The sequence below is a fragment of the Mucilaginibacter daejeonensis genome (assembly GCF_020783335.1).
GTDB lineage: Bacteria > Bacteroidota > Bacteroidia > Sphingobacteriales > Sphingobacteriaceae > Mucilaginibacter > Mucilaginibacter daejeonensis.
Genome location: NZ_CP086068.1, coordinates 274,670 through 290,834, shown reverse-complemented (window position 1 = coordinate 290,834; position 16,165 = coordinate 274,670). Strand labels below are relative to the sequence as shown.

Below are 16,165 nucleotides of genomic sequence, written 5' to 3'. Positions count from 1 at the left end.
TTTGATGTTGATACAAAGAAACCATGGGGTAGTGACAACCCTATGTCAGCAGCTTTTAGGCTTTTGAAAATATTTTTTGGGCGATACCTTTCACCTTATCGAGCAGGGCAGGCGGTTCCAGTATCTCAGCCCTATCGGCGAACATCATATACCATCGCGCAAAACCCTCTAACGACATGGTCATGAAGGTCATCTCCAGTTCGTCGCCCCTATCCACTTCGCTAACATAACCCATGTAGTAGCGCTGCTCGCCCAGGTACAGCGCAGATGCCTTATCGATGCGGATCACCACCGGTATCAGTTCATGCCGGTCGTACACCCGTTGCAAGTGATCTTTTAACGGCGGATGCTCTTTGGTATAACATTCATCGGTCACCTTGAGGTCCATCATGCGATCGAATCTGAAATCACGGTGATCTTGCTTGGCGCGGCAATAAGCGATCAGGTGCCAGTAACGGTCCAGGTAAAATACGCCTATGGGTTCCACATCACGCTGGCTATGCTGCTGCCGGTAATAAGAAAAATAGGTGAGCGATACTACCTTCTTTAAGGCTATGGCGTTCAACAAGGTCTGCAAAGGATCTAAACCCTGATTAAGGTGCGCGGGCCTGTTCCCTTTCATCACCTCTATACTGTTGTCGATACCGGCCAGGTGATCCTTCTCAGCGTTACGCAATACGGCTCTTACTTTATACATGGCCGAGCGGTAACTGCTGCTGTTGGTATCATCGGTCAGTTTCTCTACCAGCTTCTCGGCCGTGATAAAGGCCATAGCCTCTTCCAGCGTAAAGGCCACCGGCGGCAAGCGGTATCCATCAGCCAGGGAATACCCCACACCAGCCTCGCCAATGATCGGTACGCCGGCTTCTTCCAAGGTGCGTATATCGCGGTACACGGTACGCAAGCTGATCCCGAAGCGGTCGGCAATGGCCTGTGCCTTCACCAGCCTGCGTGATTGCAGGTGTATCAAAATGGCCGATATTCGATCGATGCGATTCATGTCAGGACTCACTTAACTGTTTATGACAGCAAATATCAGAATAAATGCACCGTAGTGTAACCATTTGATATAAAAGTACTCTTATGGGTGTAACGTCCTGCCTTTAGGTGTTGCTACAGCTATGCACTTATTACGATAACGTTAATAAATGTTAAAAAGGCAGAATAATACGGGTGTTCTTTTTGAATACTAACACTTTAGTTATACCTTGTTGCCTCAAACCTGACCATGAGATATCTATTCACAACACTATTCCTCTGTCTATTCAGTACTTTTTTATTCGCACAAAACAATTACGCTGTAAAAGGAAGCGTGGTCGACACTGCTTCCAATGCCAAACTCACCAATGCCACCGTGATGGTGCTGAACGCCAAGGATTCTACCTTGCGTAAATTTGCCCGTGCCGGCGCTAATGGCGTTTTTAACATCGGTCCGCTCAATACAGGTAAGTTCATCTTGTTGGTGACCTACCCTAAGTACGCCGATTACGTAGAAGATTTCACACTTGATTCGGCGCATACCACTTACAACGCCGGGCAGCTCAACCTCATGTTGCGGTCGATGCTGTTAGCCAGCGTAATGGTAAAGGGTACCCGCGCTGCCATCAAGATCAAGGGCGACACCACCGAATTCAATGCCTCCAGCTTTACCGTACAACCTAACGCCAAGGTGGAAGACCTCCTTAAACAGCTACCCGGCATCACCGTAGATAAGGATGGCAAGATCACCGCCCAGGGCCAAACCGTGAACAAGGTATTGGTAGACGGCGAAGAGTTTTTTGGTGATGACCCTACCCTGGTGACCAAGAACCTTCGCGCAGACATGGTAGATAAAGTACAACTCTATGATAAATCGAGCGATCAGGCTGCTTTTACGGGTATCGATGATGGCAATAAATCCAAGACCATCAATATCAAATTGAAGGAGGACAAGAAGAACGGCTACTTCGGTAAGGTAGAGGCCGGTATAGGGACAAAGAAATTTTACCAGGAACAAGCGGCCTTTAACAAATTCAGGGGCAAGGAAAAGATATCGGCTTATGGAACTTTGGCCAATACGGGCAAAACAGGCCTGGGCTGGGAGGATGCCAATAAATACGGTACCGGCGGCAACAACGTTGAATTTGTGGATGGGGGCATCAACATTTCGGGCAACGGTAATGACGATATAGAGGGATGGAGCGGCCGTTACAGTGGTGATGGCTTACCGGTGGCCAGGGCCGGTGGCGCACACTATGACAATAAATGGAATGGCGACAAAGTGACCGTGAACGGCAACTACAAGATCGGTTCATTGACCGTGACAGGCGACCGCAACGTGTTATCGCAAAATAACATCGCTGGCACTGCGGCTATCCCTGCCAGCTCGATCATCACTAACTCCGACCAAAATTTCAAGAACTACGTATTCAGGCAAAAGGCCGATGGTGCCTTTAATTTCAAGCTCGATAGCTTATCGAACCTGAAGATCGCTTTTGATGGCACCTTAAAAAGCAGCGATACCGAAAGCTCGTACCGTGCCACCAGCAACCGTAAAAACACCGAAACGCTTGAAGAGAAGTTACTGAATAACAACAGCCGTGACCTGAGCACCGATGGTGACCAGAAAACGTTCAACTTTAGCGCATTGTACACCAAAAAGTTCAAGAAAGTAGGACGTACCATATCGGCTACCGTTTCACAAACGATCGACCGTAATGACAATACCGGTTTCCTGTTATCAAATACCGAGGTGTACAATACCGCGGGCGGCCTGGCATCATCGCAAAAGGTGGATCAGTTCAAGGTGAATGATATCAACACCAACATCTTTAACAGTAACATCGCTTACAGCGAGCCCTTCTCTAAATCAACATCTATATTATTGAATTACGGTATTGGCGTCAGTAACAGCACTGCCGACCGCCGTTCGTTCAACAAGTCGGGCACGGGCAGGTATGATGCACTTGTCGACTCGTTGAGTAACAATTACCGTTTAGATCAGTTCACCCAGCAGGGCGGTGCTATCTTTAACTATAAAAAGGATAAGACCACCTTTAACTTTGGCACCAAGCTGGCGGTGGTCGACTTTCAGCAACTGAACAAAGTGAACGACCGCGAGTTCGATCGCCACTTTGTGAACTGGAACCCTCAGCTCAGCTACCAATACCGGTTCTCGCAGCAAAAGTCATTCAGGTTCAATTATAACGGTAACACCCGTCAACCTACTATTGATCAAATACAGCCGATCATCATCAACATCGACCCTACCAACCTGATCTTGGGTAACCCTGATCTGCGTCCATCGTTCACCAACCGTTTCCAGGTCACTTACAACACCTACAAAGTGTTGAGCAACCGCTCGCTTTGGATCAACGGCTCCTATTCGTTCACCAGTAACCCGATCGTAAGCAATATAACCACCAACGCCGCCAATGGCTATACCGTTAGCCAGTCGGTGAATTTGAGCGGACAAACGCCTACCAATTATTCGGTTTACGCCAGCACCGATAGCAAGGTCAAGTTCTTGTGGAGTATGAATATCGGTATTTACACCAGTGTGAACGGTAGTACCTCTTTTAACATGGTGCGTACAGTGAACAACAATACCGTTAGCGAGGCCCTTAACCGCACCGTTTCCAACAATCTGGGCGGCGGTTTAAGCATACAGCGCTTTGTAGAAAAGAAATTCGATATCTGGGCGTCGTTCGGTCCTACCTATAACACCGGTAGATCATCGCTTAACCCTGACCTTAATAACAACGGCTTTGGCTTTACTACTAACCATTACATCAACTTTTACCTGCCAGCCAAATTGGTGTTAGGCACCGATGGTTATTACGAGTACCGTGCTCCTACAAGATCGTTCAACGAAGATTTCAAGCGCTTTATCGCTAACGTTTACCTGACCAAATCATTCCTAAAAGATGAGAGCCTGAAATTAAAGGTCACCGTGAACGATGTGTTCAACCAGAACCAGGGCTTTTCGCGTAACGCCTACGGCGCTTACATCACCCAAACCACTAACACCACTATCAAACGATACGCGTTGTTCTCGCTCATTTACGACTTTAGTAAGATGGGTGGCGGCGCAGCAAAAAAATAAGATCATGACAACCACCTTACGCATCATCACTATTTGCCTGCTGGCATTGATCAGTACCAACAGCTTTGCCCAGAACGCACACTTTACCACCAGCGGCACCATCGAATTTGAAAAGAGCGTGAACATGTATGCCTTGCTTCAAAAGCGGATCAATAAACGTAACGAAAGTTACATGCAGCCCGCTTATGAATCGTTTCGCAAGAGCCAGCCACAATTCAAGAAATTGAAGAGTGAGCTATATTTTGACGGCGACCGCACGCTCTACAAACCCTTACCGGAGGACGGCCCCATGAACGGCTGGTTCAACACCCCCATCGTTCAGCAAACCAATACCGTAAGTGCCGACCTCAGCACCGGGGCATCGAGCACTGCCAAATTGGTTTACGAGGAGAACTTTTTAGTAAAGGATACTTTACGCAAGATCAACTGGAAGATCACTGATGAGACCCGCGAGATTGCTGGCTACAACTGCAGACGCGCCAATGCGGTGATCATGGATTCGATATACGTGGTAGCTTTTTATACCGATCAGATAGCCGTGACCGGTGGCCCAGAGTCATTCACCGGTTTACCGGGTATGATCCTGGGGGTGGCGCTGCCGCATGAACATGTGACCTGGTTCGCTACCAAGGTGACCGATAAGGCCGTTACCCCAAAAGAGCTGGCCCCGCCGGCCAAAGGCAAGCCGGTGAACAACAAACAACTGAACGCCACCTTGAAAGAGGCCATGAAGGATTGGGGCGAGTATGCCCAGGAAGAGTTAAAAGGCTTTACGTTATAAACGAAAAGGACCAGCTTATGAGCTGGTCCTTTTTTGGTATGATCATTTACCGAACATGCGCATGATCCGCTGCCTGAAGCTCTGATGCTGCGGCTGTTCAAAAAGCTTTTGTTCTACCGACCGTATCTCGTTTCGCAAAGCACGCTGTCCCCTTAGCCTGATCAGTTCATGAACCGTGGCCTGCCACTGCAATGCCTCGTTCAGTTCAGGGCGTATAATGGTGTGCGCCTCAAATATCAGGCGGTCTTCTGCTGGCATCTGGCCGAGCAGGTAATGGTCTATTTGCCGGGTGTCAGTTACAGAGGTCCTCATACATCAATGATCTTTCTTTTACCTGTTCGCGTACCTTTTCCAAACACTTATGCTTTTGCACCGTGGCCGATCGCTCGCCCGAGAGTTGGAACCGCTCGGCTATCTCACGCATGCTGGCCTTGTCGTAATAAAAGGCTTGCAACATATCAAGGCAACGCTTACCTGCTGCTTCCAGATAGCGTAACAACCTATTGGCCGATGGTACGGGCTCGGGCACATCGGCGGCCAGGTCGTGAGTCAACTGATCCATGCTTACCAGCCTTTGCTGCCCTTGCCGGTAGTGATACCATAAATGCCGGGCTATCCCTTTAAGGTAGGCCTTTTTATCCTGAATGGTGCCTCTGTCGTTACGCAGGTCGCGTTCGTACAGGATCACCAGCGCATCCTGAAAAATATCTTTTGCCTCATCAAGCGTACCGCCCTGTTTACTCACCATGGCAGCCACTGCCGGGAAGGCCTTCAGATAAAGTTCGGTCAGTTGCTGCTCGCGGGTAGATGTTGCTGTTGCCATTGCCTCGATCATCATAGTTATCAGGTAAGTGTATGGATCATGAAGAACATCACCCTAAAAGTTCAAATTAATTTTCGGTAAAATATCGGTTCTGGGTCAAAAAGGCACAACCAAAAAGCATATCTTGATCCTGATGTTTACCCATTACCTATGGATGCAGAAAAGATAAGATCACAACAACATTATAACGGCGAGGCCGACTGGTTAAAGTGGGGCCCATATTTGTCTGAACGGCAATGGGGAACCGTACGCGAGGATTACAGCGCCAATGGCGACGCCTGGAACTATATCACCCACGATATGGCCCGCAGCAAGGCATACCGCTGGGGCGAGGAAGGCATAGCCGGCATCAGCGATCACTGTCAGGAGCTATCAGTCGGTCTGGCTTTGTGGAATGGGAAAGACCCGATATTGAAGGAGCGCATGTTCGGCCTCACCAACCATGAAGGTAACCATGGTGAAGATGTGAAAGAACTTTACTATTACCTGGATAGTACCCCTACACACAGTTACCTCAAAATGCTGTACAAGTATCCGCAGCAGGCGTTCCCTTACCAACAACTGATCGAAGAGAATGCCAGGCGCGGTAAGCATGAGCCCGAGTTCGAGCTGATCGATACTGGCCTTTTTGACCATGATGAGTATTTTGATGTGTTTGTTGAGCACGCCAAGCAAGGCCCTGACGATGTCCTGATCCGGTACACCGTACACAACCGTGGCCTGCATGATGCGAGCATACACCTGCTGCCCCAACTATGGTTTCGCAATACATGGTTGAATGATCAACCAGCCTCCCAACTGCTGTTTCAAGGCAACAACACCATATTGGTTCGGTCGGCTCAGTTGGGCCATGATAACTACTGTTACGCCGATGGTACACCGCACGTACTGTTCACCGAGAACGACACCAATAACCAGCGCCTTTACGGCTCGGCTAACCGTACACCTTATGTAAAAGATGCGTTCAATGAGCGGGTGGTACACGGTAACACAGAAGCCGTGAACCCTAAGAACGAGGGCACTAAGGCTGCCTTTTGGTATCAACTGAACGTGCCGGCCAAGGGAAGCGTGACCGTTAAGCTCCGGCTGTGTATGGGCCAGCAGGCTAAACCATTCGACGGCTTTGATCAGCTATTTGATACTCGCATAGCCGAGGCCGATGAGTTCTATGCCTCGCTTCACCGCAAGGAAGCTACGGACGATGAGCGCCTGATACAACGGCAGGCCTGGGCCGGTATGTTATGGAGCAAGCAGTATTACCATTATAACGTGATGGAATGGCTTGACGGTGATGCTGGCGAACCCCAGCCACCACAAAACCGACGCCAGGGCCGTAACAACCATTGGCGCCATTTTGTGGCCGAGGATATTATTTCGATGCCCGATAAATGGGAGTATCCGTGGTTCGCGGCGTGGGATCTGGCCTTCCATTGCATCGCACTGGCTCCTGTAGATGCAGGCTTTGCTAAAAAACAATTGCAACTGCTGGTGGGTGCCAACTTTATCCATCCTAATGGGCAGTTACCGGCTTATGAGTGGGACCTAAGCGACGTGAATCCTCCGGTGCATGCATTGGCCACCTGGAAGGTATATGAGATAGACCGTAAGGCCACAGGCAAGGATGATATCCAGTTTCTCGAAAGCATCTTCCAAAAGCTCACCATGAACTTTACCTGGTGGGTGAACCGTAAGGACAGCGAGGGCAACAACATATTTGAAGGCGGCTTTTTAGGTCTCGACAATATTGGCATCTTCAACCGTAGTGCACCGGTGCCCGGAGGCGGTTTTTTGGAGCAGGCCGATGGTACCAGTTGGATGGCTATGTATGCCCTCAACATGATGCGCATCTCCATGGAGCTGGCCCTGCACAACCCGGTTTACGAGAGTATGGCCGTTAAATTTGCCGAACACTTCCTGTACATTGCCGGCTCGCTGGCTCATATGGGCGAGGATTCGTTAGGCCTTTGGGACGATGAGGACGGTTTTTACTACGACCTGCTACGCCACCCCGATTGCAGTTGGGACCGATTGAGATTGCGAACGCTGGTGGGCTTGATCCCTATGTTCGCGGTCACCATATTTGACGAGGCCAAGTGGAAGAACCTGCCCCTCCTGTCGCAACGGCTCGACTGGTTCATGAAACAACGGCCTGACCTGGTGAATTTGGTAAGCCGCTGGAAAGACACCAAGGGCGACCAGCAACACTTATTCTCCCTGCTACGCGGCCATCGCATGAAATTACTGCTTCGGCGGATGCTTGACCCTAACGAGTTTTTGTCTGACCATGGTATACGTTCGGTATCCAAAGTTTACGAGCAACAGCCGTTCAGGTACTGGCTGGGTGGCGAGGACCTGTCAGTACGATACCTGCCTGCCGAGAGTGACAGCAACATGTTCGGTGGTAACAGTAACTGGAGAGGCCCTATCTGGATGCCGATCAACTATTTGCTCATGATGTCGTTATACTGGTTCCATGACTATTATACCGACGATTTTAAGGTAGAATACCCGACCGGCTCGGGCGAATATTTTTCGTTGGCACAGATCGGCGATGCGTTGGGTCAGCGGCTCAAAAGCATCTTTCTACGTAACGAAAAAGGCCAACGACCGGTATTTGGCGGTCACCCGAAGCTTGACCATGACGAGCATTTTAGAGACCATATCCTGTTCCACGAGTACTTTAATGGCGATACCGGCAAGGGCCTGGGTGCATCGCACCAAACCGGTTGGACGGGTTTGATCGCGCTGATCATTTGAGTCATCGTATGTCGGCAACTACATCCAACTTTAAGCTTTACGTGTCCGAGTTCATCGGCACGGCGCTATTGCTTGCCGTAGGGCTAAGCTTCGTGATCTTTGACTGGGGCAAAGGCACCGTGATGGACCAATGGATACCCGACGCAGGTGTCCGCCGGGCGGTCACTGGTTTCCTGTTCGGAACCACTGGTTGCCTGATCACCTTATCACCGGTGGGCAAGATAAGCGGTGCGCATATCAATCCGGCGGTGAGCTTTGGCTTTTGGCTATGCGGTAAAATGAAAGATCATGCGCTGGCAGGTTACCTGATCAGCCAGTTCCTCGGGGCGATGGTCGGTTGCCTCCCCTTATTGCTTTGGGGCCAACAGGGCGCCAGCGTGGGCTATGGCAATACCGTACCCGGCAGCGGCGGCATTTGGCCGGCCTTTGCAGGTGAGGTGGTCACCACGGCGGCACTTATCTCATTGCTGTATTTCTTTGTTGGCCATAAATTGCTTCGTACTTACACGCCTTTTACCATCCCTTTTCTGTACAGTTTCATGGTGTGGGCCGAAGGTCCACTATCAGGCTGCAGTACCAACCCGGCGCGCAGCCTGGGCCCGGCGGTGATCAGCGGGGTTTACGATGCTTTGTGGCTATACTTTGTGGCGCCTGTTTGTGGTGTGTTGCTGGTATTGGGCGTGATCCGCCTGTTCAGCATCAAATGGCATTGGCACATTGGTGCGGCCAGGTTGAGCTACCACGACCACCCGGCACCTGAAGCCATAAAAACTTCATCATGAGCCAAACCAACGTCTATTCTTTTATCTTATAACTTCGATCAATATCAAATACTATGACCCGATTTGAGAACAAAGTAGCTTTAGTTACCGGCAGCAGCCAGGGCATCGGTGCCGCCTGTGCCCTACGCCTGGCCGCCGATGGCGCCGACGTGATCCTGAATGGCCGCACGCTTGACGAGCGTGGCGAGGACCTGATCAAAGAGATCAACGACATGGGCCGCAAGGCGCATTTCCTGGTGGCCGACGTAAGCCAAACCAGCAACGTGGTAAAAATGGTGAACGATGCCATTGCCGTTTGGGGTCAGCTGGATATACTGGTGAACAACGCCGGTGTAGAAAAGAACAACGATTTTTGGAACGTTACCGAAGAAGAATACGACCTGGTGATGGATACTAACCTAAAAGGGATATTTTTTGGTATACAGGCCTTTGTTAAATATTGCATGGCGCAAAAACGCGGTGGTGTGGTGATCAACATGAGCTCGGTGCACGAGGAGATCATTTTCCCGCATTTTGCTGCTTATTGCGCCAGTAAAGGAGGGTTGAAGATGCTTACCCGTAACCTGGCCACAGAGTTGGCTCCGCTCAATATTCGCGTGAATAACGTAGCTCCGGGTGCTATTGCCACGCCAATAAACAAAAAGCTAATGGAGACGCCTGAATTGCTGAACAACGTATTGGAGAATATCCCGATGCGCAAGCTGGGCGAGCCGGAAGATGTGGCCGCGCTGGTAGCCTTCCTGGCCTCTAATGATGCCAAGTACGTGACCGGCTCTACTTACTTTGTGGATGGCGGCCTGACCTATCATTACGAAGAGCAATAGGCCTGCTGAAAAGAATGGTCGTTGTCGCTTGACACGTATTAACGGCATTCTTTTAGTAAACACACGACCAACAAATAAAAAAGGCGTTACTCTTCAAAGTAACGCCTTCATTGTATTGCTTAACTTAAAACTATGCTTGTTCGGTCATGCTCTCGCCTGACACTACTTCCTTGATCTTGTTCTCCAGTTCTTCGGCAAGTTCCGGGTTGTCCATGATCAGTTGTTTAACGGCATCACGGCCCTGTCCTAAGCGGCTGTCGCCGTAGCTGAACCATGAACCTGATTTTTTAATGATGTTGTGCTCCACACCCAGGTCAATGATCTCGCCGGCTTTAGAGATACCCTCACCGAACATGATATCGAACTCGGCCAAACGGAAGGGTGGCGCAACTTTGTTCTTCACGATCTTCACCTTCACGCGGTTACCTGATACCTCATCAGTATCTTTGATCTGCGATATACGACGTACATCTAAACGTACCGAAGCGTAGAATTTCAAAGCGTTACCACCGGTAGTGGTCTCCGGGTTACCGAACATCACACCGATCTTTTCACGTAATTGGTTGATGAATATACAGCAGCATCCGGTCTTGCTGATGGTACCGGTAAGCTTACGCAAGGCCTGCGACATCAAACGTGCCTGCAAACCCATCTTCGAGTCACCCATCTCACCCTCGATCTCGCCTTTTGGTACCAACGCGGCCACCGAGTCGATCACCAGGATATCGATAGCCCCCGAACGGATCAGGTTATCAGCGATCTCCAAAGCTTGCTCACCATTGTCCGGTTGCGAGATCAGTAGGTTCTCCACATCAACACCCAGTTTTTGTGCATAAAAACGGTCAAAGGCGTGCTCCGCATCAATGAAGGCAGCTATACCACCGTTCTTTTGCGCCTCGGCGATGGCATGGATAGCCAGTGTGGTCTTACCTGATGATTCAGGACCATATATCTCAACGATACGGCCTTTAGGCAAACCACCTACCCCAAGGGCCAGATCAAGCGTAAGCGATCCGGTAGGGATCACTTCCATCTTCTCGATAGTGGTATCACCCAATTTCATGATGGTACCCTTACCGTATGATTTCTCCAACTTATCAAGGGTAAGCTGAAGTGCTTTTAATTTATCTGCATTAACGTTGCTCATTGTCTTTGTTTATATAACAAATATAAATATAATTGTATGAATACTAAAAAAATTAGTAAAAATATTTTTATTCTTTTTCCTTGTGGTTGGCCCAGCTATGGTCGTTCTAAAAGATGTTGGATAGAACACACAGATCAACGAGATCCCGTAAATAGGGTTAAGTTCAAAGCCGGTTAAAGCTACGCTTTTTCATGATCACTTTATCGGGCCATGATCAGTGGCCGGGTTCTTGCACAGCTCGTCATCGTATGATGCAACAAGCCATTAATGATCACCGGATGACGATGAAAAAGCTCACCGGTATATTACAGAGTTTTCCGGAAGATCGGTTTAATCAGATACCTTATGAGGGCAGTTGGACACCTGGCCAAATAGCGGATCACATCGTATTGTTTCAGCAAGGTATCCCTGAGCTGTTGGCAGGCGAGGCACGGCCTATTCAAAGGCCGGCCGATGCCCTGCAGAAGCAATTGGCCAGCGTTTATTTGAATCATGAGCTCAAATATACCACACCGGAGGCCACGCGGCCGTCAAACAGGCCGATGGCGCAAGGTAGTATCATGATCGAGCTGGATGACATCACACGAAGTATCATCAAAGCGGCGCAGGCTTGCGACCCTGCCGAAGAGTGTCTGGAGATCGAGTTCCCGGGACTGGGCTTGCTCACGCGTTTGGAGTGGATGTACGCCGTGACCTATCACACGCAACGGCACATTCACCAGTTACAGAAGATCTATTTGTCGCTGGCGGCTTAGTAGTAGCGTTCGTCGTCGGCCAGTTCGAGGAAGGGATTTTTATCGGCACTAATGGACTTGATATCGCCGATACGCTCGCCTACAGAAAAACGGTCGAAGTAAATGAATTCTGCATCGCCCACCTTCCTGATCTTGCCAATATTATCGAACCCGTCGAACTTGGTATAATAGACCACCGGCATGTTACCTATGGCTTTAATAAGTCCTTTAGGCGTGTCAAAGCCATCGAACCTATCTACGTATTTGATCATCATGTTCCCGAACATGCTCAGTTTACCGATATTATCCATGCTGAACTTATCATTATAGATCAGCTTAAGGTTGCCCACGAGCTTAGGTTTGCCCAGGTTGGCGGCATCATTAAAGCCATCGTCATAATCGATCAGCGTTTCGCCTGCTCTTTTCAGTTTGCCGTTCCGGTGATCACCGTCAAAGGTTGAATAATAGCTTACCCGTACCCCTCGCACCGGAAATACTTTTACCGATCCATTAGCATTCACCCTGATGATCACGTCCTTCTCCCTGAACTCAATGAACCTGACCGGGGAGGCTACGGTATTGACCAGCATAGGATCTACCACAATGCGCGACAGCCTTTGGGCTTGAGCGGTAGTAAATAGAAAGAATAATAAAAAAAGCAGTGATAATGTGAACCTGTGCAGCATGTGATAAGGGTTAGTTGTTGTAAAAGTATGATGCTTTTGCAGCAACAGGGTTTAACAGGTCGTTATATTTAGCTGGCACCTACCAGACCAACAGCCTCATGCTTGATCGGAAAATTGACCGAATTGGCTATAAAGCAAAACTTATTAGCCTTTTTATGAAGTTCATCCAGCCGGGCGACCATGGCCTCATCGGTCACGGTCACATTGGGATGTAAAGTAGCCTCGGTAAAACGACCGTTACCGTCGGCGTCTTCCTGCATAATGGCCGTCGCTGCATCGGTGTAGGCGGTCACCATCACTCCGGCCTCCGCGCAAAAATGCAGGAACCATAACATATGGCAGCTCGATAATGAGGCCAGCAAAAGCTCCTCAGGGTTATATCGCGTAGCGTCACCTCTAAAGGCCGGGTCTGAAGAACCCTTGAGCACCGGCTTGCCGTCTATATGCACCTCGAACGCCCGTTCGTATGCGCGGTAATTGGCCGTGCCCGTACCCGTGTTGCCCGTCCAGGTCAGGTTAGTAGTGTAATGATGTTGCTTGTTCATGGTTCAGCTTAAAACACAAAGATCCCGGAACAGGTCCCGGGATCTTAGCAGTATTTGGAATGAGGTGTTACACACCCAGATCCTTCATGATATTTTGAAGCTTGGCATCCAGCTCAGCCTCGGTAGCTTTGAAAGCTTCTTTGCTGGCCAGCTTGGTGTTCACGCTGCAATAGAACTTGATCTTAGGCTCAGTACCTGAAGGGCGTGCCGAAATGATGCTGCCATCCTCGGTAAAGAACTGCAATACGTCAGACACCGGCAGGTCAAGCGGTTTGGTGGCACCTGTGTTCAAGTCGGTCTCCACCTGTTTCTCGTAATCTTTCAAAGCAACCACCTTTGAGCCGCCCAAAGTGGCCGGCGGATTGGTACGGAACTTCTCGATCATGGCCTTGATCTCTTCGGCACCCGACTGACCTTTCTTGGTGATCGAGATCAGAGTCTCTTTGTAGAAACCATATTGCAGGTAGGTCTCGATCAGTGCCTCGAACAAGCTGCTACCCTTGTCTTTGTAGAAAGCGGTCATCTCGGCGATGAACGCTGCCGATACTACAGCATCCTTATCACGAACGATATCGCCGATCAGGTAGCCATAGCTTTCTTCGCCACCACCAATAAAGGTCTTTTTACCTTCGAACTTGGTCATCAGCTCACCGATGTATTTGAAGCCGGTAAGGGTGTTGTAGCACTCCACGCCTTTATCGGCAGCGATCTTATCCAGCAGGTATGAGGTCACGATCGTTTTCACGATGTATTCGTTACCGGTCAGTTTGCCTTTCTCCTGCCATGCAGTAAGCAGGTAGTTAATCAGCAAGCTGGCCGCCTGGTTACCGTTCATCAATACAATCTCGCCGTCGGGGTTCTTGGCCGCTATACCAACGCGATCGGCGTCAGGGTCGGTTGCCATCACCAGGTCGGCATCTATCTCAGCGGCCTTTTTCATGGCCAGGGTCAACGCTTCTTTCTCTTCCGGGTTAGGGTACACCACGGTAGGGAAGTTACCATCAGGTGTGGCCTGCTCTTCAACCACGGTCACGTTCTCGAAACCGAACTCGGCCAGTGCCTTAGGCACCATCGTGATACCGGTACCATGCAGCGGTGAGTAAACGATCTTCAGATCTTTTTGACGTTGGATGGCATCCGGAGATACTGATAAGGCCTTGATCTTATCCAGGTACAACTGATCAACCTCTTCGCCGATCAGCTCGATGTTGGCTTGGTTACGCTCAAATTTGATCTCGTCGATGCTGGTGATCGCGGCAACTTCCTTCATCACGTCCTTATCGGCAGGCGATACGTACTGGCCACCATCATGACCGTAAGCTTTGTAACCGTTGTACTCTTTAGGGTTATGTGATGCGGTAAGCATCACACCGCTTTTACAGCCAAAGTGACGAACCGCGAAAGACAGCTCGGGTGTTGGGCGAAGCGCTTTAAAGAAGTAAACGTAAATGCCGTTGGCCGAGAATACGTCGGCCGTGATGCCGGCCAGCAGGTCAGAATTGTTGCGGCTATCATGTGCGATAGCGACCTTGATCTGCTCGCCCGGATAGGTCTTTTTCAAGTAATTGGCCAAACCTTGAGTGGCAGCGCCGATAGTATATTTATTGATACGGTTAGATCCGGGGCCCATGGTGCCACGCAAACCGCCGGTACCGAATTCCAGGTCCTTGTAAAATGCGTCGGTCAGTTCGGCGTATGATTTATCGTCCAGTAATTTTTGTATCTGCTGTTTAACGTCAGCGTCGTAGTTTCCTTCAAGCCATGCGTTAGCTTTTTGTAAAATGGTGGGATCTAATTCCTGCATGTTCAAAATTGTGTGATTAGCGGATATATATGATATCAGTTGAGTTCAAATATGATAATAAAAAATATCTCTAAGATCAACTTAAGATGAAATATTTAAGCTGGCGACGTATATGACGGCCATCACTTGAATATAGGATATTCATAACATTTGATGTGCGCTTTTGTTCATAACTTGGCTTATCATATCTTATCCATTTTAACGCTATTTATCATGAGGATCGCTGTATTTAGTACCTATCAATACGACCGTGACTTTCTGACCCGCCATAATACCGGCCATGAGCTGGAATTTTTCGTGCTGCCCCTGAACGAGCAGACCGCTCAGCTTACCGCGGGTTTTGATGCCGTATGCATCTTTGTGAATGACCAGGTGAACGCAATCGTGTTGAATACCTTGCAGCAAAATGGGGTGAGGCTCATCGTGCTTCGTTGTGCGGGCTTCAACAACGTTGACCTTGAGGCGGCCAAAAAACTGGATATCCCTGTGCTGAGGGTTCCGGCTTACTCGCCCGAGGCGGTGGCCGAGCATGCTATGGCCCTGATCCTTACCCTCAACCGCAAAACGCACAAAGCTTACAACCGCATCCGCGAGGGTAATTTTTCGTTGGAACGACTGATGGGCTTTAACCTGCATGGCCGTAAGGTCGCCGTGATCGGTACAGGCAATATCGGTAAGGCGCTTTGCCACATCCTAAAGGGCTTTGGCTGTCGTATCCATGCTTACGACATCTATCCAGACGTTGAGCTACAGGCTAATGGTGTTACTTATGGGTCACTGGAAGAGACACTGGCCGATGCGGATGTGGTATCGTTACACTGCCCGCTTATGGAGAGCACCAAACACCTGATCAATAAGCATACGCTTGAATTGTTCAAGCCCGGAGCGATGCTGATCAACACCAGCCGCGGCGGATTGATCGATACTATAGCGGTGATCGATGCCCTTAAGCATGGTAGACTGGGTTACTTAGGGTTGGATGTTTATGAGCAGGAAGGGAAATTGTTCTTTCATGACCTGTCGGAAGATATCATTCAGGACGACCTCATTATGCGGCTCATCTCGTTCCCTAACGTACTGATCACCTCTCATCAGGGCTTTTTCACGAAAGAAGCCATGGAGCAGATCGCCACCACGACGTTCAATAACATTGATGCCTACGCAGGCCAGCGTGAGCTGGTGAACCGCGTTTAGGCTG

14 protein-coding genes are annotated in these 16,165 nt (G+C 49.5%); 7 read left to right on the top strand and 7 right to left on the bottom strand.

Going from position 1 to position 16,165, the window contains the following annotated elements; all coding sequences use genetic code 11:
• Window positions 1-55: 55 nt before the first annotated feature.
• Window positions 56-1,000: a helix-turn-helix transcriptional regulator gene (locus tag LLH06_RS01295; protein WP_228171429.1), complete on the bottom strand. Its 945-nt coding sequence runs from the start codon at window positions 998-1,000 to the stop codon at window positions 56-58.
• 228 nt (window positions 1,001-1,228) lie between these two features.
• Here LLH06_RS01295 and LLH06_RS01290 point away from each other — a divergent pair, with 228 nt between their 5' ends.
• Window positions 1,229-4,084: an outer membrane beta-barrel family protein gene (locus LLH06_RS01290; RefSeq protein ID WP_228171428.1), complete on the top strand. Its 2,856-nt coding sequence runs from the start codon at window positions 1,229-1,231 to the stop codon at window positions 4,082-4,084.
• 4 nt (window positions 4,085-4,088) lie between these two features.
• Complete coding sequence (locus LLH06_RS01285) at window positions 4,089-4,865, top strand: GLPGLI family protein (RefSeq protein ID WP_228171427.1); 777 nt, start codon at window positions 4,089-4,091, stop codon at window positions 4,863-4,865.
• 42 nt (window positions 4,866-4,907) lie between these two features.
• Here the strand turns inward: LLH06_RS01285 and LLH06_RS01280 are convergent, their stop codons facing one another.
• Window positions 4,908-5,177 carry a hypothetical protein gene (locus LLH06_RS01280; RefSeq protein ID WP_228171426.1) on the bottom strand — a complete coding sequence of 90 codons (270 nt, stop codon included), beginning with the start codon at window positions 5,175-5,177 and terminating at the stop codon, window positions 4,908-4,910.
• Window positions 5,158-5,703 (bottom strand): RNA polymerase sigma factor, encoded by a 546-nt coding sequence (locus LLH06_RS01275; RefSeq protein WP_228171425.1) that lies wholly within the window; start codon window positions 5,701-5,703, stop codon window positions 5,158-5,160. The genes LLH06_RS01280 and LLH06_RS01275 overlap by 20 nt, the downstream gene beginning before the upstream one ends.
• Before the next feature lie 135 nt (window positions 5,704-5,838).
• Here LLH06_RS01275 and LLH06_RS01270 point away from each other — a divergent pair, with 135 nt between their 5' ends.
• From LLH06_RS01270 to LLH06_RS01260, 3 genes are read left to right on the top strand one after another with little or no spacing between them, the layout of a single operon-like run.
• Window positions 5,839-8,445, top strand: coding sequence for an MGH1-like glycoside hydrolase domain-containing protein (locus LLH06_RS01270; RefSeq protein ID WP_228171424.1), 2,607 nt, complete (start codon window positions 5,839-5,841; stop codon window positions 8,443-8,445).
• Window positions 8,446-8,453: 8 nt separating this feature from the next.
• Complete coding sequence (locus tag LLH06_RS01265; RefSeq protein ID WP_228171423.1) at window positions 8,454-9,227, top strand: MIP/aquaporin family protein; 774 nt, start codon at window positions 8,454-8,456, stop codon at window positions 9,225-9,227.
• 53 nt (window positions 9,228-9,280) lie between these two features.
• Window positions 9,281-10,051, top strand: coding sequence for an SDR family NAD(P)-dependent oxidoreductase (locus tag LLH06_RS01260; protein WP_228171422.1), 771 nt, complete (start codon window positions 9,281-9,283; stop codon window positions 10,049-10,051).
• A gap of 130 nt (window positions 10,052-10,181) precedes the next feature.
• On the opposite strand, the gene recA is transcribed toward LLH06_RS01260, so the two are convergent.
• A complete protein-coding gene (gene recA / locus LLH06_RS01255; RefSeq protein WP_228171421.1) occupies window positions 10,182-11,198 on the bottom strand; it encodes a recombinase RecA in 1,017 nt (338 codons plus the stop codon).
• A gap of 191 nt (window positions 11,199-11,389) precedes the next feature.
• On the opposite strand from recA, the gene LLH06_RS01250 reads away from it, so the two are divergent.
• The gene (locus LLH06_RS01250; protein WP_228171420.1) at window positions 11,390-11,953 is read left to right on the top strand and encodes a DinB family protein; all 564 of its coding nucleotides are present in this window, start codon (window positions 11,390-11,392) and stop codon (window positions 11,951-11,953) included.
• On the opposite strand, the gene LLH06_RS01245 is transcribed toward LLH06_RS01250, so the two are convergent.
• From LLH06_RS01245 to LLH06_RS01235, 3 genes are all read right to left on the bottom strand, one after another.
• Window positions 11,950-12,618 (bottom strand): hypothetical protein, encoded by a 669-nt coding sequence (locus LLH06_RS01245; RefSeq protein ID WP_228171419.1) that lies wholly within the window; start codon window positions 12,616-12,618, stop codon window positions 11,950-11,952. The genes LLH06_RS01250 and LLH06_RS01245 overlap by 4 nt on opposite strands.
• Before the next feature lie 68 nt (window positions 12,619-12,686).
• On the bottom strand, window positions 12,687-13,163 hold the full coding sequence (locus LLH06_RS01240) for an OsmC family protein (RefSeq protein ID WP_228171418.1): 477 nt from the start codon (window positions 13,161-13,163) through the stop codon (window positions 12,687-12,689).
• 67 nt (window positions 13,164-13,230) lie between these two features.
• Window positions 13,231-14,967 carry a phospho-sugar mutase gene (locus LLH06_RS01235; protein ID WP_228171417.1) on the bottom strand — a complete coding sequence of 579 codons (1,737 nt, stop codon included), beginning with the start codon at window positions 14,965-14,967 and terminating at the stop codon, window positions 13,231-13,233.
• Between the two features lie 213 nt (window positions 14,968-15,180).
• On the opposite strand from LLH06_RS01235, the gene LLH06_RS01230 reads away from it, so the two are divergent.
• On the top strand, window positions 15,181-16,161 hold the full coding sequence (locus LLH06_RS01230) for a 2-hydroxyacid dehydrogenase (RefSeq protein WP_228171416.1): 981 nt from the start codon (window positions 15,181-15,183) through the stop codon (window positions 16,159-16,161).
• Window positions 16,162-16,165 lie beyond the last annotated feature (4 nt).